The following is a 17,935-nucleotide window of genomic DNA, read 5'->3' on the forward strand; positions in this document are numbered from 1 at the left end:
CTTCAGGACCTGCTCAGGTGCTGGGCCGGCACCTGCACCACCTGCGGCCGACCCCTACCGACCAGCAGAACCAGAACCTAACGAAGCACTACTAGACGGGGCCCAAGCTTGGCAAGCTTGAAGTGCCAGGTCACAGGGTGTTTCAAGGGGTAGGGAATGTCTGGACCCCGCATGCTGCCGCGTGATCGAATAGGGGATGACTTCGTTCTGGACCGGCAAACGGGTGCGGCTGCGCGGTATCGAGCCTGAGGACTGGACGGCGTTCATGCGCTTCGCCGTGGACGAGGAACGATTAGGCGACCTGCTGCAACCGCCTCGTTCCGCTGAGGGCTTCCGTGCTTGGGCGAAGGAGCAGGCTGCTGCCAATTCCGATGGCGACCGCTTCGGGTTGGCAATCGAAGCCGTCGACGGGGGTGAAATCGTTGGCGCAATCAGCTCGCATCAGGCTGATCCACGCGCGGGCTGGTTCGAATACGGCATCACGATGGGTGCCGAACACCGACGAAAAGGTTTCGCGGCGGAGGCTGTGGTCATGCTGTTGCGATTCATGTTCGGCGAGCGGCGCTACCACAAGTGCCAGGCGCGGATATTCGCACACAACGAGGCGTCGCTGGCGCTTCATAGGCGACTCGGCTTCGTCGAGGAGGGTCGCCTGCGCGATCACGTGTTCTTTGCTGGTCGGCACGAGGATCTCGTCGTGATGGGCTTGCTCGCTGTCGAGTTTGCCCAACTCCACTCGATTAGCGAACTGTGAGCCTGCCGCGCTGGTTCCGTGTCGAACGCGACTCGAACTAGACCGGTGTTTCTGCGGTTCACCGGATGTGAAGGAGGCCTTCGTCTGATCCTGTGCTTCGTCACAGTGGCAGGGGCGCCGTGCGAAGGCCGTGGTCGTGAGTCAGAGCGCCCTGCGAGATGCGTTCGCGGAAATGTCATGCTTCCGGGCGGAGTCGTACGGGTGTCTGACCGCCGTGGCGACGCATTATTCGAGTTGTGCGACGCACTGCTGTACACGGACGGGCCCGTACGGACGCTGGTCGATCTCGCGCTCGCGCCGGAACACCGCCGCGGACACGGGGGCCTTCTCCGGCGGGTTACTCGGCTCCGCCACGCGCTGGCCTCGACACCCTTGCCCAGGGCGGCGGACGGTCGGAGCGTGCTGGCCGCGGACGTCTCGCCGTGGCTGCGGCCGGACGCCGACACCTGTGCTGACCGGGCCTTCTGCCACAGTTCGGTCGGGGCGAGGGCAAGCACCAGATGGTGCCCGGCCGGCCGGACTCGGTCGTGGCGGCGCTGGAGACGGGCCGCACCTCCTGGAGGGCGGTGCTGACGCCCTCCGTCTCCAGCCCGGTGCCGACGTCGCCGCGGTGACGACGGCCCAGATCCGCGAGGTCGTCGAACGGCTTGTCGCGGCTGGCCAGCGGACGCTTGGGTGGACCAAGCCCCGGCTTCGCAGCTCGGGGTGGCCGACCGGAGGACGTGGCTGGTGATCGCTGCCTACGCCCAGCTCCGGCTTGCCCGACCGCTGGCCGGCGACCTTCGGCGCCCCTGGGAGAAGCCGGCCGAGCCGAGCAGGCTCACCCCCGCCCGTGTCCTGCGGGGGTTCAGGAACCTGCGCACGAATACCGGCTCTCCAGCCGGCGCACCGAAACCATCCGCCCCGGGTCTTCGCCTTCGACGAGTTCGGCCCTGTCGACGATCACGATTCTTCCCAGGGCTGACGTCACGTAGTTCCCCACCTCTCCGGGACGACAGGCCGTGTCACGTCCCTGCCGTGCTGCTGTGGTCCTAGGTCGGAGGTCGGTAGGCAAGACGCGCGTGCCACCACAAGGATTGGCGATGTGACATCTCCTAGCTTCGATGTGGACACGTTCCTGCAGCAGCCGCTCACCGCTCGCATGGCCACCAACGGGCCCACCGTGCGCCCGGTCTGGTTCCTGTGGGAGGACGGCGCATTCTGGGTGCTGACGGGCCCGTGGACCCGGTTGTTCGACCGGGTGAAGAACGACCCGAACGTCGCACTCGTGGTGGACGAATGCGATCTCGTGACGGGAAGCGTCCGGCAGGTGATCGCGCGGGGGCAGGCTGAGCTCGTGCCGTTCGACGTGCAGAGAGGCCGCCGCATGCTGGTCCGCTATCTGGGAGTGGACGAGGCTCTGTGGGATGCGCGGTTCGTGGGCTATCTGTACGACGATCCGAGCGAACGAGGCACGATGTGGCTGCGTTTGACGCCCGCCTCGCTCACGGTCCAGGACCTCAGCTATGCCGTCGTTCCGTCCTGAGACTGATGTGACCGGCTGGGGTGGGAGAGCCGCTCCCGCCCCGGTCTCGTTCCGGTGTTTGACTTACTTGATCGGAGGCTTGTCCGCGTTCTTCACCGCGTCTCGCTACGGTGAAATGCCGCTGAAGATGCTGCGGTCGGAGAGCGTGCACGTGGGCGGCTCACTGACGCCTTGGGAACGCGCGCCCAGCAACACCTGGCACCATCCGTGCTCTGCCCAGCGAGCGCGGCCTTCATGGATGCATCGCTCACAAGGGGGAGAAGGCGCCCATTCAGGCCAGTCGGCGTTGGCACGTCGAACGCACTCACGCCTGGCAGAACGCCTTTCACGGTCTCACCCGGTGCTACGAGCGTCGCGTCACTGTCATTGATGCTTTCTTCGACCTCGCCGACGCGATCATCACCGTGCGCGGCCTGATCCGGCGGTCCTGGACAACTCACCACTGGGACGAACGCCGGAACCGCCGGCCGTGATCCTTCGGCCCCGCTTCAGTCACTTCGGCAGATCGGCGGAGAGGAAAGGAGCAAGGAGCGCGAACAATGCGTCGGGGCGGTCGAGGGGGATGATGTGGCCGCAGTCCTGGAGGTGGTGTCCGATCAGGTCATCGGCGATGGGACGGAGTTGGCGTTCGAGCCCGGTGCCGACGGGGTGAGAGCCGACGGCCATGGTGGGCATCGTCAGCCGAGCCGTCGCGACGGCGTCCTGTATCTGCTGCGCGCTGGTGGGCAGGGCCCGGTAGTAGGAGAACGCGCAGCGCAGGGCCTCGCTCCCGGTGTACGCGTGGACGAAGGCCGCACGGATGTCGTCGGGTACTCCTCGCCCGAGCGTCCCCGAGTCGAGGAACCAGTTGATGTACGGGGCCTCGTTGCCGGCCAGGACGGTCTCGGCGAGGCCGGGGACGGCGTGGAAGCCGAACCACCACGGGGCGCCGCCCGCGATGACGTGTTCTGCTCCGGGCAGGCTGCCGAGCAGTGCCTCCATCACGACCAGGCGCCGGACGAGGCCGGGGCGGCGCAGCGCGAGCAGGACGGCGGGGGCGGCGCCAGCGTCGATGCCCACCACTGCTGCCGAGGGCTCGCCGAGTGCGCCGAGCAGCCCTTCGACGTCGGCGGCGAGGGTGCCTGCGTCGTAACCCTCGGCGGCTCGTGTACTGGCACCGAAGCCTCGCAGGTCCGGGGCGATGACCCGGTACTGCCCGGCCAGTCGGCCCATGATGCCGCTCCAGAGTTGCCAGGTGTGCGGGAAGCCGTGCAGCAGGAGAACCGCAGGTCCGTCCCCGGCGATTGCGACGTTGAGTTGGACGCCGTTCGTCGCGATGCGGCGGAGTTGGTGTGCGGTGGTGGCGGGCATGACGGTTCCTCCGGCTGGTTACCATTGGTGACCACAGAACGATAGGTAACTGTCCGACCGCTGCCCAGACGGCACTTTCAGGGAAGGTGGTGAGCCACAGGTGACCACCCAAGAAGCCCGGGCCGCCGGTCGCGGGGTGCGCGGTGATCTGTTCGATCCCCGGTGCCCGACACGGCAGTTGCTGGACCGCATCGGTACGAAGTGGACGTCCATGGCCGTCAAGACGCTCGCCGATGCCGCACCGGACGAGGTGCGCTTCGCGGAGCTGAGACGCCGGATGCCCGGCGTGTCGCAGAAGATGCTGTCCGTGACGCTGCGAAGCCTGACCCGCGACGGGCTGGTGTCGCGCCGGGTCGAACCGACTGTGCCGCCGCGGGTCTTCTACCGGCTCACCGGACTCGGGCTGTCTCTGGAAGTCGCGCTTGCGGGGCTGCGGACCTGGGCGGAGGAGCACATGGCCGAGATCGACCGCGCCAACGAAGCCGCCGAGCAGGAGGTCGATGAGGGGTAGGCAGGCCGGTTCCGCGCTCAGTGCTGGTGGCTGGGGTACTCGATGTAGCCGGCGTCGCCGCCCTGGTACCGGCATTGGGGTCAGCAGGCAAGTTTACTCGTACCGGTACTTCAGCGAGTCCGCCTCCGTCTGCTCGATGTCGGCGATCGTCAGCTCCGGCATCCGCAGCTGGGCCAGCGTCACCTCGGCCGAGGTCGGCTGGGCGTCCGCCGGCAGCCACTGCTCCGGCTTCCAGGCACCGCTGCGCAGAAGCGACTTGGGGCAGTGCGGGTAGACCTCCTCGATCCCCACCACCAGCGCACTGGCCGGCGGCTTGCCCACGGCGGTCAGCTGCGACAGCAGCTCCGGGCGGGTGGAGACGCAGGCCCGGCCGTTCACCCTGAGCGTCGTGGTGCGCCCGGGGATGACGAACAGCAGCCCGGCCCGTCCGGTGGCGATGACGTTCTGCAGGGTGTCCAGACGCTTGTTGCCGGTCGCGTCCGGTATCGCCACCGTCCGGGCGTCCAGGACGGCGACGAACCCGGCGGGGCCGCCGCGCGGGGAGACGTCACAGTTGCCCTCGGCGTCCGCGCTGGCGACCAGGACCAGTGATGAGAGCCCGATCAATTGCCGGGTCTGCTCGGTGAGTTCGGCCATCTGCTTGCGCACGGCCGCATCGCTGGGGCGTTCGTAGACCCGGCGCAGCGTCACTTGGTCGGGCACGGCGTCGAGGCGTAGCGAATCGAAGGCGCTGTCAGCAAGGGGCGTCGTCATGCCCCCGACCCTAATCGGCCGCAGATTCAGCCTTCGGGAGATCCAGCAGGCCCTTGAAGTCAATCACGGGATCCGGTCGGGGTGAGGCTGGGGCGGCAAGGCAATGCTGCCGACGGCGGCTCCGGGTTGGGACAGCGCACCACGCAGTTGCCGGTTCTCCGTGGTGACGACGAGTCCGGCCTGGCCCAGCAGGTCGACCATGCGGTCCAGGGGCAGGAGGTACGACTCGTAGGACACCGGACGGCCATAGCCGTGGGTCGGCTGCAGCCGCTCGTTGCCGACATAGTCTCCCCAGAGCAGGTAGCCGCCGGGTGCGAGCGTGCGGTGGAACTCGGCGAACACATCCGGCAGCCACTGCGGGGGCGTGTGATGAGTGGAGTACCAGGCCAGGATGCCGCCGAGCTCGTCGCCCCTCATCTCCAGCGCCGTCATCGAGCCCTCGGTGAACCGCAGGTTCGGATAGGCGTGCCGGGCCAGCCCGACCATCTTCGGCGACAGATCGACGCCGAAGACGGACACCCCCAGCCCGGCCAGGTGCGCCGTGACGCGTCCGGGGCCGCACCCCAGGTCCGCGACCGGCCCCAGACCAGCCTTCCGCACCAGTTCGGCAAACCCCGCCAGCATCGCGCGTGACAGCGGGTCCATCTCGGCTGGAGGTGGGACGCGTTCGACGTAATCGGCGGCGACCGTGTCGTACGACTCACGGACGGCAGTCAGAAAGGAGGGCTCAGCCATGCGGGCGACCCTAGACCAGGCAACTGACAAACCATGGCACGACCTTCACTAGCAGGACTCCGTTAGGTCTTCACGTCGGGCCTGTTTCAGAAGCATGTTGGGTGTGTGGACGCACATCAAGTCAACGGTGTCCGGGCGATGTTGGCGTTATACGGTGCTGACGTGTTCGCCTCGGTGCCGGTTTCGTCGTCGTTTCGGCTCGTCATGTCGATCACGTCTGTACCTCGCAGCTCGCGCCCCGAGCGTGTCACCGGACGCACCCGGCGGGTGGCTCCATGCGAGGGGGCGCCTCCCGGGTGAGCCTCGCAGGGTATACCCGGCCAATGCGTCACTGCTCCGAGTGCCCGGCGAAACGGACCTCACACGGCACAGCGGTCACCTCTACGATCATCCGGGCGCCGTAGCCTCACACCGACAGGGCGCTGATCCCGACACATGGTCGAGCCGGGTGGGGATACTCCAGTGGCATGCCACGGACACCGAGACCAGGACAACAGGTCGAGCCTCGCACGCCGGACAGGCCCGGCAAACTGCCGAAACGGTCCTGGTGGGCGGTGCTCAAGGGTACGGTCAGAGAATTCCAGAACGACGAACTCGCCGACCGGGCCGCGGCGTTGACGTACTACGGGGTCCTGTCGCTCTTCCCGGCGCTGCTGGTCCTGGTCTCGCTGCTCGGTATCGCCGGCAGGTCGGCGACACAACAGGTCCTGGACAACGTCGAGAAACTGGCGCCGAGTTCGGCCCGGGACATCATCAGCGACGCGGTACGGCAGCTTCAGGCGTCCGGCGGAATCGGCTCGATCGTCGCCGTGGTCGGCATCGTGCTGGCGGTATGGTCGGCGTCCGGCTACATCGCGGCGTTCATACGCAGTGCCAACGTCGTGTACGACATGCCCGAGGGTCGCCCCGTGTGGAAGGTGCTGCCGATCCGGGTGGGCGTCACGGTGCTGCTGCTGGTCCTCACGCTGATCAGCGCGCTGATCGTGGTGTTCACCGGCGGCCTGGCCCGTGCGGTCGGTTCGGCACTCGGAATCGGGGACGCCGCGCTGAAGGTGTGGTCGATTCGGAATCGGGGACGCCGCGCTGAAGGTGTGGTCGATCGCGAAGTGGCCGGCCCTGGTCATCCTGGTCACGATCATGATCGCGATCCTGTACTGGGCGGCGCCGAACGTGAAGGGCCGCGGCTTCCGTTGGGTCACTCCGGGCTGTGTGCTGGCACTGCTGGTCTGGATGATCGCCTCGGCGGGACTCGCCTTCTACGTGGCCCACTTCGCGTCGTACAACAAGACGTACGGCACGCTCGCCGGGGTGATCGTCTTCCTGATGTGGCTGTGGATCAGCAACATCGCGATCCTGCTCGGCCTGGAATTCGACGCGGAACTGGCCCGCCAGCGTGCCGTCGTCGGCGGACTGCCGAAGGGCGAAGAGCCGTACCTCCCGCCCCGTGACACCCGCGCCTGGAGCACGGAGGACCACCGTCGCATGGACTGACGCGATGGGCGACGGAGAAGCCGGCCCAGTACACGTCGAGACTGCGCACGGCACACATGGAGACTGCGCACGTTCAGCGGCCTCTCACACGAAACCCGTGGTCACCCCGAATGCGAATCCCACCGCCGACGCCTCTGGTCCTCGCTGCGCTTACCGCTCGACCCGCCCCCGGACAGTTGGTGTGGGGTGAGCCGCTCGCGCTCGTCCTTCGCGTGCGGCACCTCGTCGGGCTCGCGCATCTCCTGAACCTCACGGGTCGGCCCGGTTTCCGGCAGCCGGGGCTGCTCTTCCGGGCGCGGCGCCGCCGACTCCCGACGACGGACCCTGATACCGAGCCGTACGGCCCAGATCAGCGCGACGACAAGGATCAAGCCGGCGGCCAGTGGCAGGATTCCCACTGCAACCCCGCTCGACGCGGTCACTTCTGTACTCGGTGCAGTCATCCGCCCCGAGTACCCCGGAGGCGCAGGGACAACCTCGAGCACCGTGGCATGCCCGATGCCCCCTGGGTAGCGCTTCCCGGCATCCGTCCAAGGTGACGAGTTCGGGCACACGACGCGGCTGCTCAGCTACTCGGCCGCGTTCCGGATCGCCCGCCTCGCGTCCGTCGGCGATGCGGCAAGGAGGGACTGCCGCGAGTCCGAGTACGAGTACGTGTTCAGGTGGGGCACGAGTCGTCACCGTGAGGCGGGCCGCAGGGACGGTCCGGTGCCTACCGGCCCGGCGACCTGCCTCTTTTGCAGGTCAGCGAGCCCTTCCGCACGGTTTGAGTGGGGTCTCGGGCATCGCCGGCGCCCGCAGAGGGGCACCGTCGTACCCCTTCACCTCGCCGAAACGGGTGCCCTTCGCCCAGTCCTCCCGGGCCTGCACGATCTCCTCCTGGGACCGGGCGACGAAGTTCCACCACATACCACGCGATCGACGGTTCTCCCCAGGTCAGAGGTATCGAACACCCTCGCGCGTCAGCAAGACGCCAGGGACCTGCACGACACGCTCGCGCAGGAACTCGCCGGACATCTGATGCTGTTGCACGCGGCCGAGCGAGATCTGACGGATCGGCCCGACGTGGCGCGGGCTCGCATGCGGGCGGCCGTCGAAGGGCTGGATGCCGGTCTCTCCGAGACCCGGCGCATCATCCACGACCTCACGCCGACCACCGTCGCCGAGTCCGGCCTCGAAGGATCGCTTCGGCTCCTGTGCGAGCGCGCGCAACAGCAGGGAACGGCCGAGCGGGTGCAGTTCCGCTCGGTGAACCCACCGCCCGGAACTGGACGCGCACGCCGCCACCACGCTGTTCCGAGTGGTGCAGAGCATGCTGGCGAACGTACGGGAGCACGCACAGGCCATGAACCTGCTGGTCACCCTTCACCATCACCCGGACCGCATTGAACTGGAGCTCTACGACGACGGCGTCGGCTTCGTCGCCTCTCCGGCAGGTCGCGCCCTCCCGCCGGACCGAGAGGACCGCGGGTTGGGACTACCTTCGGCTCGGGCCAGACTTCGCGAACACGGGGGCGACCTCGATGTCGGAAGCGTGCCGGGCGCGGGGACCAGGGTCCCGGCCACCCTGCCCGCCTGCCGCCAGTCCGGCCCGCCTCTGCCGGTGTCGTCGGCGGTGACCCGATGACCGCCACTCCGCTGCGCCTCGTCCCGCACACCCCTGGAACGGGACGTGGGCTCCGCTCGCGAGGAGCAGCGGGTGCGGGCGGCCGCGGCGGCGGAAGGTGACGGATCAGGACCCGCGCCCCGGGGTGGGTGACGGCGCCGGCGGCGGGGAGCGCCGCGCCTCCTGGAGCGGGAAGTAGTCTCCCGGCCGCGTCGAACGCCGCCACACGTACGTCGCTGCCGCCATCACGATGATCAGCCCCGCCAGGATGAGCAGTTCGATCCCCTCGACGTTCCACCGGAAGGACTTCTCCGTCTCGGCCGTCACGATGAGCACCTTGCGGATGCCGGCAATCAGGCCGACGACGAGGAACGGCTCCGCGTCGAGGGTCTGGTTCCTGATGGTGAGGCGGACGGTGTGGAGCAGCTCGGCCACGATGAACAGCACGAGGCCGTTGTCCAGGGCGGAGAGAACGACCGTCTCCTCGCGGTACGGACCCTGGATCGACCTGATGACGTCGTGGACGACCCCGACGGTCAGGAGCCCCGCGAGCAGTACGAGGAGCGCCGCGACGACGAGGTGGATGCCGTCCTCGATGAGCTGCAGGAGGCTCTGTACCCGGCCGCCCTCGATCTTCGGGAGAATGGGTCGCACAGTCAGCATGCCAGGGGTGCCCCGGTCCGCAGGCGCGTCGTGCTGCCGAACGGGTGGACGGGTGGGTGGACGAGCGGATCCCTCCCCGTGGTGACAGCCTGGGGGAAGCGGTGAGACGCGACACCACCGAGACCTACCCGGCGGCAGGACGAGCGAGTTCCCTCGGTTTCCCGGGATTTCCCGCGGAATGTGCAATAGATGTGCAATGGGCGCGGGCAGGTGAGGGCCGGGTGGGCGGACAAGAAGGGCCCGGCGAGCATCAGAATGCTCGCCGGGCCCTCGACGGCGAGGTGTGCGCGCTGGTTGTGGCAGGAGTCGCGGCTTACTGAGGTTGAGCTCGTGGTGTCGTAGGGGCTGACGGCTGGCCGTCGGCCGCGGTATCACCGGAGGGACGCGGTTTCCGCAAGGGGGGCGGGCGGACCGCCGAACGTCAGCAGTTCTTGATCCCCAGATCGGCGGCCACCGACCTGATCGTTGCCCCGGGCCACGACTGGTGCAGCGCGACCGCGTCCGACTCCTTCCATCGCATGGCCGCACTGCACCGTCCTGCCAGCTCACCGGCAAACCCTGACGGCCTACGACCGGAAAGACCCTGGAGAACCAGACCACCGCGCTGGTCTCCGCCCTGCCCTAACACCGGAAATCGCGTCGGCCGCCCGACAGCAGTTCCCTCTCAACGACTCCTCATCGCCCCAACCAAGACAGCGAGGTTGGATCGCTGATGAGACGTCTGGCCGGCCGCGCCTACGGGTGCGTGTCCGTGATCGCGATGACCTCGTCGAGGTGGTCCAGGGCCGCCTGCAGGTCGTCGATCTTGGCCTGGATGCGCTCGCGCTCGGCTCGCAGCATGGCTCGTTGCTCGGCGTCGGTGTGCCCGGCGTCCCAGCACGGCAGGAGTTCGGTGATCCTTCGGCTGGTGAGGCCGGCGGCGAACATCTGCTGGAAGAAGCGGACCAGGGGGATGGCGTCCTGCCGGTACAGGCGCTGGCCGGACGGGCTGCGCTCCGCGATGAGCAGCCCTTGCTGCTCGTAGTAGCGCACGGCGCGCACTGAGACGCCGGCACCTCGTGCCACCTCGCCGATGCGGATCAACCGCTCGGCTGTGGCCACTGTGACAGTCATGGTGATTCCTCTCACCCCTTGCCCTGACGACCAGCACTTGCCTCTGACGCTAGCGTCAGGTTTTAGCGTACCGGCCATGGATATCAACAACTCCGTCGCCCTTGTCACCGGAGCCAACCGCGGCCTGGGCCGCGCCTTCGCCCAGCGCCTGCTCGAACGGGGCGCCCGCAAGGTCTACGCGACGGCCCGCCGACCGGAGACCGTGGACCTGCCCGGGGCCGAGGTGCTGCCCCTCGACATCGCCGATCCCGCATCCGTGAGGGCCGCCGCCGAGGCCGCCCCGGACGTCTCGCTACTCGTCAACAACGCCGGAATCAGTACGGGGACCGACCTGGTGACCGGTTCGCTGGACGCGGTGCGGCACGAGCTGGAGACCAACATGTTCGGCCACCTGGGAATGATCCGGGAGTTCGCGCCGGCGCTCGCCAGGAACGGCGGGGGTGCGATCGTCAACGTCCTCTCCGCCATGTCGTGGTTCGGGGGCAAGGGCGCCAATGCCTACCACCTGACCAAGGCCGCCGCCTGGGCCATGACCAACGGCGTCCGCCTGGAGCTCGCCGAGCAGGGCACGCTCGTCACAGCGGTACACCTCGGCCTGGCCGACACCGACATGGCAGCGGGCTGGCCCGTGGACAAGATCGCTCCGTCGGACCTGGCCGACGCGGCGCTCGACGGTGTCGAGGCGGGCTCCGCCGAGGTCCTCGCCGACCAGTGGAGTCGGGACGTCAAGTCCCGTCTGCCGCTGACGCCGGAAGAGTTCAACGCCGCAATGGACCGCGCCCTGGCGGCGCTGATGGCGGCCTGAGGAGCCCCTCGGGCCGCACGGGCTTCGGTCGGCCGCTTCTCCATCGGCCTCTCGAACTCCTCTGGGTGACGTCGCCCCGGCGATTGTTGGGGGAGGCCTTCGGGGAAGGATCGTCGTGACAGATGGACTCCGTGCAGCCGGAGCCGTGCGCTCCGGAGTGGGCGTAGGGGAGAGCATCGTGCGAACGGAGGGGACGCTCCGCCGAATTCGGAGCGGCTTGAGACGGGGAGGGCCCGCTCAAGGCATCCAGGCATGCAGGACGTGCCGGGACCTTGGCGCGTGCCTGCGATCGGGTCCCGGAGAAGGGACCCGCCGCAGTGAACACCCTCAACGCGGCTCTTGGTGCAGCCGCCGCCCTCGCGCTCGGAGCCGAGATCTTCCGCTTCCTTCGTGACCGCCAGGACCAGAGGCGTACCCAGACGTCCGAGGAAACCGACGAGGAGAGTTGAGTGAGTCGGCCGTCTGGTGCTCATGGGCGCCAGACGGCCGGCCGTCGCGGGCTGTTGATCGCACTGACTGGAGACATCGCCACCCCGGCCGACATAGTCGCTGCCACCGACCGCGGCGATCCTCTGTCCGGTCACCTCATGACGAAGTAGCGCGGTCTTTGCGCGTAAGCCTGGCACCGGGAACCCCGTTCGTCACGGCTGCGTCTCTCGGTGCAGCATCACCGACTGTGCATCAATTCCTGTAGCGGCCACGGCAGTTCACTCCATGGCCTCAAGGTGGAGGAACCGACTTTGCGCCGTGGCTACAAGTGGGTGGACCGCGAGCTGGCCCGGATGGATCCGGACACCGAGTGGGAGAGGATGGTCTCGCTCTACGTCAGCCACCGGGTCCCCGAGTTCGCCCTGGCGATGATGATCTATCCGGGCACCATGCACATGATGCAACCGGCCCTCGGGGCAGCCACGTTGGACCATACGCGAAAACTGGAGACCAAGCCGTACCGGCGCTTCCAGGACGGCAACGACTTCCTGGTGGCCTGGATGGTGGACGGTGTGTCCAGCGCGGCGGGCCGCGCAGCCGCTGAGCGGCTGAATCGCATCCATAGGGCCGTAGCCCGAAGAACGCCGAACTTACCCGGCAACTTCGACGACATCGACGACTTCGTCTACCCGCTGGTCCTGCTGGCCATCTTCGCCCACCGACTCCAGACCTCGCTGGGTATGCCCGGCATCCCCGAACACATGCAACGCGCCTGGCACCACTGGGCGCAGGCCGTCTTCCGCATCCTGGAACGCGAATCCGGGCCCCTTGCCGAGGAACCCTTCCCCGAGGACTGGCAGGCGATGGAGGAGTTCGCCCGGAAATTCGACTCCCGGCCCTACGAGCCGACCGATTCCGGACACCGTGTCGCCACCGCAATGATGCACTTCTTCGCCGAGCGCTGGTTCCCGGCCCCACTGCGTGCCTTCGGCCGTGATCTGACCCGCTACCTCGCCGGAGAACGGGTCTGCCAACTGCACCGGATCGGCTGGATCGCACCGCGCCGCGAGCGAGCGATCCGCCTGTTCCTCAAGGCGCTGTTCCTCGCCCACCGCATGCTGCCCGACGCCCGCACACCGCTGCCCGCCCGCCTCCGCCGGACCCGGCGCACCAACGCCCAGCTCAGGGAGCTTGAACCTTACTCCCGGCAAAGGCCTTTCAAAGCAGGGTAGTTGACCGCATAGGGCCATCGATGTGCTCCGCTGTGCTCGGCCTCGTTTGAGGAGTTTGAGACCGTGCTCCTGGTCGCGGACACCGCGAAACCGGTCACCGCGGCCGCAGCACCCACTGCTTCCGCCGCCGCCCTGCCTCTGCCGGGGTGATGTGGCGCTGGATGGCGTACGACTCCTGTTCCTTGTGCCGGGCAGGGAGGTCACCCTTGGGTCGACCATCTGTGGCGAGAGCGGCGACAACCTGGTCAAAGGTGCCGGGGCCCCGGGCAATCGGTGATGATTTCGCCGAGTTGACCCGTGCCCTGAACCAGAAGGGAGCCGCATCACACTCGACGCCCCAGGCTCGGCAGCAGCCGTGGCCGCATCGGGGCTGAGTAGTCACGTCAGGCGGCGTGCGAATTGCGCTGGTGTCGCGTGGAATTGCTTCTTGAACGCGCGGATGAAGTGGCTGCTGTCGGTGAAATGCCAGTGTGCGGCGGCCTCGGAGACACTGAGCCGCGATCCGGAGGCGGTGAGCGCCTCGGCCGCTTCCTCCAGGCGACGGCGGCGGATGTAGGCGCTGAACGACTCGTCCAGACTCGCGAAGGCACGCTGCAGGGTGCGGACTGAGACGTGCAGTTGCGCGGCTATCGCGGCCGGCGACAACTCGGCGTCGGTGAGCCGGACATCGGCCAGGTCCTTCGCCGTCTGCGCCAGCGCCGGCGTGAAGGTGGGCTCGCGGTCGTCGAAGTGGTCGAGGACCAGCCCTTTGGCGAGTTCGAGCAGGGCGTTGCGAGACGCGTGCGCGCCCGCCGGGCTGAGGTCGCTCACGGTCCGCTGCACCATGCTGGTGTGTGCCATGAGGATCTGCGCCGCGGGCGAGGCGGCCTGACCGGTGCGCGGTTTCCCGGCGACGAGGGGCCGCAGGGCCTCGCCGGGAAAGATGAAGATGCGGGTGCCGATCTCCGGCGTGGTGTGGAAGTGATTCTCCGTCACGACGTGGTGCATGAAGTAGCTGCCGGCCGAGACGTACGCGTCACCGCCCTGATCGTGCGGGTCCTGCAGGGCCACCGCGCCGCGCAGCCCGACGTACAACCTGATCTCGTCGTGCTCGTACGTTCCGACTGCCCGGGTGCTCACGGGTGAGGATGCCCAGAGCTCGTTGACGGCGGTGTCTTCCAGGGTCACCGAGCGCATCGTTCCCTGAAAGCCGTCGACCGTGGAAGCGCTGAATTCCGGTAGCGGGTACAGGTCTCCCATGCGGTCGTTCCAGGTGTCGATGAACGGCTCCCACGTCCCCCGGCCGGTGCCGGTGGAGTCGGCGTCGACGGTGAACGTGCCCATCTTGTCGCCAGGGCCGAGGAAACGCGGCCTGCTCGTCATGTGTCCTCCGCCCCGATGAGGATGTCGCCGGAATCCCATCCTGTGTCGCGAAGGTACACCCGTTCTACGTATGGCTGTTCCTACGCTTGGCTGGCGCTTCAACCCCACAACGATCTACCGCCAGCTGGCCGTGCCCGGCGCCGCAGACACCGCCTTGCTCCGCATGCAGAGCAAGGCGACAGCGACCCCTCGGGCGAAAGTGAGAAGAACTATGAAGGCAGTGCGTTTCCACCAGTACGGCGACCCCGATGTTCTGCGTTACGAGGATGTGGAGCAGCCGAATCCAGGCGCCGGGCAGGTGAGGGTCCGTGTTGCGGCGACGTCGTTCAACCCGGTCGACGCCAATATTCGCGCCGGTTTCATGCAGGGGCCGATCCCTGTGACGCTGCCGCACACACCCGGTATCGACGTCGCCGGCACGGTCGACGTGCTCGGTGAGGGTGTGACCGGCATCCAGGTCGGGGACCAGGTCATCGGCTTCCTGCCGATGGCGGGCCCCGGTGCCGCCGCGGAGTATGTCCTGGCACCGGCCGAGGCCCTGACACCGGCGCCCAAGAGCATCGCGCTGCCTGACGCGGCCGCGCTGCCGCTGGTGGGCCTGACCGCATGGCAGGCGCTGTTCGAGCACGCCAAGCTGACCGCCGGGCAACGCGTGCTGGTCAACGGCGCGGGCGGAGCGGTCGGCGGCTACGCCGTGCAGTTGGCCAAGCAGGCCGGCGCCTTCGTGATCGCCACGGCCGGTCCGCGCAGCAGCCGGCGCGTCACGGCCGCGGGTGCGGACGAGGTCATCGACCACACGACCGCCGACCTCGTCGCGGCGGTGAGCCGGCCGGTCGACGTCGTGCTCAACCTCGCGCCGGTCGAACCGGCACAGCTGGCCGCGCTCCTCGGCCTGATCAGCCCCGGCGGTGTCCTGGTGAACACCACCGTGTGGATGCCCGCGCCCACCGACGAGGAGCGCGGCGTACGCGGCATCGACCTGTTCGTCCGCAGCGACGCGGAGCAGTTGTCGCACCTGGTGGAGCTGATCGACGGCGGCGAGCTGCGCGTCGAGGTCGCGCGGCGGGTGCCGCTGGCCGAGCTGCCGGCCCTGCACGCCGACGCCGCCGCGGGCGCACTGCCCAGTGGCAAGGCCGTCGTCATGCCCGGTGCCTGACGCCCACCTGACTGTCCTGTGAAGGAGACGACCACGATGATCCCCGACGACGATCCGTCGCGCTCGCTGACCGTGGCGAACCCCGACGACCCCGGCACGACGTACATCTCGCTGGTGGGCAACACGTACGCCATGCTGGTAACGGGCGAGCAGACCAACGGCCGATACTGCCTGATCGACATGCGTGTCCCCGTCGGCGGAGGCCCACCGCCGCACCGGCACGACTTCGAGGAGATGTTCACGATCCTCGAGGGCGAGATCGAGTTCACCTTCCGCGGCGAGAGGCACACCGAACGGGCCGGGTCCACGATCAACATCCCGGCCAACGCGCCGCACAACTTCCGCAACGCTTCAGGTGCACCGGCCCGCATGCTGTGCATGTGCACCCCCGCCGGCCAGGACGAGTACTTCATGCGCATCGGCGATGTCATCGCGGGCAAGGATGCGCCGCCGCCGCAGTTGTCGGACAACGAGCTCGCGGAACGCCGCCGCCGCGCGGCCGAGTTGGCCTCGAACTACCGAAGCGAGTTCCTGTAGCTCACAGGCCCGGCAAGCCCGGCACCGGTCTGCCGTGGGCAAACTGGCCCTGACCCCTCCCCAGATGCTGGGTGGCAGAGACGGTGCTGTCTTGCACGAGGCGGGAACACTTCCGGGCGCTGGTCGTCCGGGCGCGCGCGGCGGCCGGTAGCGGGCGCGGGGCCGGTGACGTCTCCTGGCCGGCCGGCCGGCCGGTGCGGGGCAGAGGGCGGCCAGGCCGTGGCACTCGCGGCCTGCCCGCGGAGTCGTGCTCTGAAGGTCAGCCCCGTGGGGCGAACGCGGTCGACAGGACCTTCAGAGCCACGGCGGGATGGAACAGCACCGCGGGAGAGGCCACCATGTTCACCACCCGCACGAACCTCGACCAGACGGCCGCGTCCTTCACCGCGACCTGGAAGAGCCTCGTGTTGTACCAGTGCGCGAATCGTGCCCCTAGGGGCTGGCGGTCCGGGTTCCACATCAGGTCCGAGTTCGTGGAGAGTGTCCACGGGCCGAGCAGCAGCCGACCCACCCGCTTCTGGTAACCGCCGGCCATCCCGTCCAGCTGCTTCCCGGACGCGCTACGACGGGCCAGCGTCCGGTGCAGCAACTCCGCCTCCATCGCGGCCACGGTCAGCCCTTGGCCGTAGACGGGGTTGAAGACGCAGACCGCGTCCCCGACGGCGATGAGCCGGTCCGGCCAGTTCCTGACGGCGTGGTAGGGCCGCCACTGGTTCTCGACGTTGGTGTAGCGATGGGTGGGCTCCTGGACCGTGCGGCGTCCGATCTGCTGTGCCAGGTGCGGGTTGTCCAGGCTCTCCGCGAACCGCAGGTAGCCCGTGTCGTCGGCCGGCGGCGGGTCCTGGAAGCCCAACAGTGAGCACGTCCACCGGTTCCGCTCCACGGCCAGCAGGACCCCGGCCCGGGGCACGTGGGGAGCGAACAGCATCTGGTACGTGATGTAGAAGTCCGGGTGGCTCGGGTGGTCCTCCTCGGGCCGGTCGAAGTTCATCGACGTGTAGGTGACCTTCGCCTTCACGATCCGCTTCGGCGGGACCGTGACACCGACGGTGCCCAGCCAGTCCTCCAGTGAGCTGGACCGCCCGGAGGCGTCGACGACCAGATCGGCGGCCAGCTCGATCGCTTCCGCGCCCTGCTGCCGGCACGTCACACCGGTCACCCGCCCCGAGGCGTCCCGGGTCAGACCCGAGCATTGCGTGGCGGACATCAGCGTGACCTCGGAAAGGGCGAGCACCTTGCGCCGCAGCCGGCGCTCCAGCTCGTCGCGGGTGAACGTCTGGATCTGTACCCCCGTCCGTGCACGGGGTGCCAGTCCGGTCGGCAGCAGGAAGTCGATGCCCTGCCCGTAGTCGAACACCGGCGCACCGGCTTCCCGCAGTTCCTCCCGCAGCCCCGGAAACAGCCGCTCCAGGATCTCGCCGCCCTTGGCCAGCATCGCGTGCGCGTGATAGCCCTGCGGCGCACCCTGATGAGCACCGGTGTCCTCGTCCACGGCATCCCGCTCGACGAGGACGACTTCGGCGAAGAAGTCGGCCAGCACCCGCGCGGTCACCAGCCCCGCGTAACTCCCGCCGATGACAACGGCCTTGCCCCAGGGGCGGTTCGTCTGCATGTCGTCTCCCACGCTTGCCGGAGCAGGGCCAATCACGGGGATCAACGACGGCACTGATCATTGCGACACGGCCGGTCGACCAGGCACCGGCGGGTGGAACCGTCCGTACTGAGCACCTCGCCCGCCCGTTCGGGAACGGCACCGGCATGGACCGCCGCGGGTCTGCCGCGTCTGTGATGGGGGGAAGGGAGACGGGCCCAGCGCAGCAACACGCCGTCGGAGAACGTGAGTTGGAGGGCAAGCTGGTATGCGTACGAGTGCGTCGGGAGGTGGCGGGACGCGCTGGTGGGCCGGGGCGAGA

At 68.4% G+C, this 17,935-nt stretch carries 17 protein-coding genes and 4 pseudogenes; 12 read left to right on the top strand and 9 right to left on the bottom strand.

From position 1 onward, the window contains the following. Positions 1-196 precede the first annotated feature (196 nt). From ACGFZQ_RS38245 to ACGFZQ_RS38260, 4 genes and pseudogenes are all read left to right on the top strand, one after another. Complete coding sequence (locus ACGFZQ_RS38245; protein ID WP_393844262.1) at positions 197-754, top strand: GNAT family N-acetyltransferase; 558 nt, start codon at positions 197-199, stop codon at positions 752-754. 172 nt (positions 755-926) lie between these two features. Continuing rightward, a pseudogene (locus ACGFZQ_RS38250) lies at positions 927-1,663 on the top strand (transposase); the annotation flags it as partial. Between the two features lie 196 nt (positions 1,664-1,859). After that, positions 1,860-2,279 carry a pyridoxamine 5'-phosphate oxidase family protein gene (locus tag ACGFZQ_RS38255; protein WP_393844263.1) on the top strand — a complete coding sequence of 140 codons (420 nt, stop codon included), beginning with the start codon at positions 1,860-1,862 and terminating at the stop codon, positions 2,277-2,279. Between the two features lie 215 nt (positions 2,280-2,494). Further along, positions 2,495-2,752: pseudogene (locus ACGFZQ_RS38260) on the top strand (IS5/IS1182 family transposase); the annotation flags it as partial. Positions 2,753-2,771: 19 nt separating this feature from the next. On the opposite strand, the gene ACGFZQ_RS38265 reads toward ACGFZQ_RS38260, so the two are convergent. Then, positions 2,772-3,629: an alpha/beta fold hydrolase gene (locus ACGFZQ_RS38265; RefSeq protein ID WP_393844264.1), complete on the bottom strand. Its 858-nt coding sequence runs from the start codon at positions 3,627-3,629 to the stop codon at positions 2,772-2,774. Between the two features lie 100 nt (positions 3,630-3,729). Here ACGFZQ_RS38265 and ACGFZQ_RS38270 point away from each other — a divergent pair, with 100 nt between their 5' ends. Then, entirely contained in the window at positions 3,730-4,140 is a 411-nt protein-coding gene (locus tag ACGFZQ_RS38270; RefSeq protein WP_393844265.1) for a winged helix-turn-helix transcriptional regulator, read from the top strand. 93 nt (positions 4,141-4,233) lie between these two features. Here the strand turns inward: ACGFZQ_RS38270 and ACGFZQ_RS38275 are convergent, their stop codons facing one another. Together ACGFZQ_RS38275 and ACGFZQ_RS38280 are read right to left on the bottom strand one after the other, a co-directional pair. Further along, positions 4,234-4,893, bottom strand: a complete 660-nt coding sequence (locus ACGFZQ_RS38275) for an MSMEG_1061 family FMN-dependent PPOX-type flavoprotein (protein WP_351736537.1) — start codon at positions 4,891-4,893, stop codon at positions 4,234-4,236. Positions 4,894-4,956: 63 nt separating this feature from the next. Continuing rightward, positions 4,957-5,628 (bottom strand): class I SAM-dependent methyltransferase, encoded by a 672-nt coding sequence (locus ACGFZQ_RS38280; RefSeq protein ID WP_393844266.1) that lies wholly within the window; start codon positions 5,626-5,628, stop codon positions 4,957-4,959. Between the two features lie 467 nt (positions 5,629-6,095). Between ACGFZQ_RS38280 and ACGFZQ_RS38285 the strand changes: the two are divergent. Beyond that, positions 6,096-7,119: pseudogene (locus ACGFZQ_RS38285) on the top strand (YihY/virulence factor BrkB family protein). A gap of 101 nt (positions 7,120-7,220) precedes the next feature. Here ACGFZQ_RS38285 and ACGFZQ_RS38290 read toward each other — a convergent pair. Both ACGFZQ_RS38290 and ACGFZQ_RS38295 read right to left on the bottom strand, forming a co-directional pair. Continuing rightward, complete coding sequence (locus ACGFZQ_RS38290) at positions 7,221-7,541, bottom strand: DUF6479 family protein (RefSeq protein WP_393844267.1); 321 nt, start codon at positions 7,539-7,541, stop codon at positions 7,221-7,223. 322 nt (positions 7,542-7,863) lie between these two features. Beyond that, positions 7,864-8,028: pseudogene (locus ACGFZQ_RS38295) on the bottom strand (pirin-like C-terminal cupin domain-containing protein); the annotation flags it as partial. Positions 8,029-8,139: 111 nt separating this feature from the next. Between ACGFZQ_RS38295 and ACGFZQ_RS38300 the strand changes: the two are divergent. Together ACGFZQ_RS38300 and ACGFZQ_RS38305 are read left to right on the top strand one after the other, a co-directional pair. Beyond that, on the top strand, positions 8,140-8,508 hold the full coding sequence (locus tag ACGFZQ_RS38300) for a histidine kinase (RefSeq protein WP_393844268.1): 369 nt from the start codon (positions 8,140-8,142) through the stop codon (positions 8,506-8,508). After that, the gene (locus ACGFZQ_RS38305) at positions 8,465-8,746 is read left to right on the top strand and encodes an ATP-binding protein (protein WP_393844269.1); all 282 of its coding nucleotides are present in this window, start codon (positions 8,465-8,467) and stop codon (positions 8,744-8,746) included. Before ACGFZQ_RS38300 ends, ACGFZQ_RS38305 begins: the two co-directional genes overlap by 44 nt. Before the next feature lie 105 nt (positions 8,747-8,851). On the opposite strand, the gene ACGFZQ_RS38310 is transcribed toward ACGFZQ_RS38305, so the two are convergent. After that, positions 8,852-9,388 carry a phosphate-starvation-inducible PsiE family protein gene (locus ACGFZQ_RS38310; protein ID WP_393844270.1) on the bottom strand — a complete coding sequence of 179 codons (537 nt, stop codon included), beginning with the start codon at positions 9,386-9,388 and terminating at the stop codon, positions 8,852-8,854. Positions 9,389-10,123: 735 nt separating this feature from the next. Further along, positions 10,124-10,501, bottom strand: a complete 378-nt coding sequence (locus ACGFZQ_RS38315) for a MerR family DNA-binding transcriptional regulator (protein ID WP_351743164.1) — start codon at positions 10,499-10,501, stop codon at positions 10,124-10,126. A 76-nt stretch (positions 10,502-10,577) separates the two neighbouring features. On the opposite strand from ACGFZQ_RS38315, the gene ACGFZQ_RS38320 reads away from it, so the two are divergent. Both ACGFZQ_RS38320 and ACGFZQ_RS38325 read left to right on the top strand, forming a co-directional pair. After that, entirely contained in the window at positions 10,578-11,306 is a 729-nt protein-coding gene (locus tag ACGFZQ_RS38320) for an SDR family oxidoreductase (RefSeq protein ID WP_393844271.1), read from the top strand. A gap of 740 nt (positions 11,307-12,046) precedes the next feature. Then, complete coding sequence (locus ACGFZQ_RS38325; protein WP_393844272.1) at positions 12,047-12,967, top strand: oxygenase MpaB family protein; 921 nt, start codon at positions 12,047-12,049, stop codon at positions 12,965-12,967. 378 nt (positions 12,968-13,345) lie between these two features. On the opposite strand, the gene ACGFZQ_RS38330 is transcribed toward ACGFZQ_RS38325, so the two are convergent. Then, on the bottom strand, positions 13,346-14,206 hold the full coding sequence (locus ACGFZQ_RS38330) for a helix-turn-helix domain-containing protein (RefSeq protein ID WP_393844273.1): 861 nt from the start codon (positions 14,204-14,206) through the stop codon (positions 13,346-13,348). Between the two features lie 334 nt (positions 14,207-14,540). Between ACGFZQ_RS38330 and ACGFZQ_RS38335 the strand changes: the two genes are divergently transcribed. After that, complete coding sequence (locus tag ACGFZQ_RS38335) at positions 14,541-15,485, top strand: NADP-dependent oxidoreductase (protein WP_393844274.1); 945 nt, start codon at positions 14,541-14,543, stop codon at positions 15,483-15,485. A gap of 36 nt (positions 15,486-15,521) precedes the next feature. Next, a complete protein-coding gene (locus ACGFZQ_RS38340; protein ID WP_393844275.1) occupies positions 15,522-16,022 on the top strand; it encodes a cupin domain-containing protein in 501 nt (166 codons plus the stop codon). Positions 16,023-16,281: 259 nt separating this feature from the next. Here the strand turns inward: ACGFZQ_RS38340 and ACGFZQ_RS38345 are convergent, their stop codons facing one another. Beyond that, positions 16,282-17,634 carry an FAD-dependent oxidoreductase gene (locus ACGFZQ_RS38345; RefSeq protein WP_393844276.1) on the bottom strand — a complete coding sequence of 451 codons (1,353 nt, stop codon included), beginning with the start codon at positions 17,632-17,634 and terminating at the stop codon, positions 16,282-16,284. Between the last annotated feature and the right edge of the window lie 301 nt (positions 17,635-17,935).

It is taken from the genome of Streptomyces sp. NPDC048254 (assembly GCF_043201895.1).
In the GTDB taxonomy this organism is placed as follows: domain Bacteria; phylum Actinomycetota; class Actinomycetes; order Streptomycetales; family Streptomycetaceae; genus Streptomyces.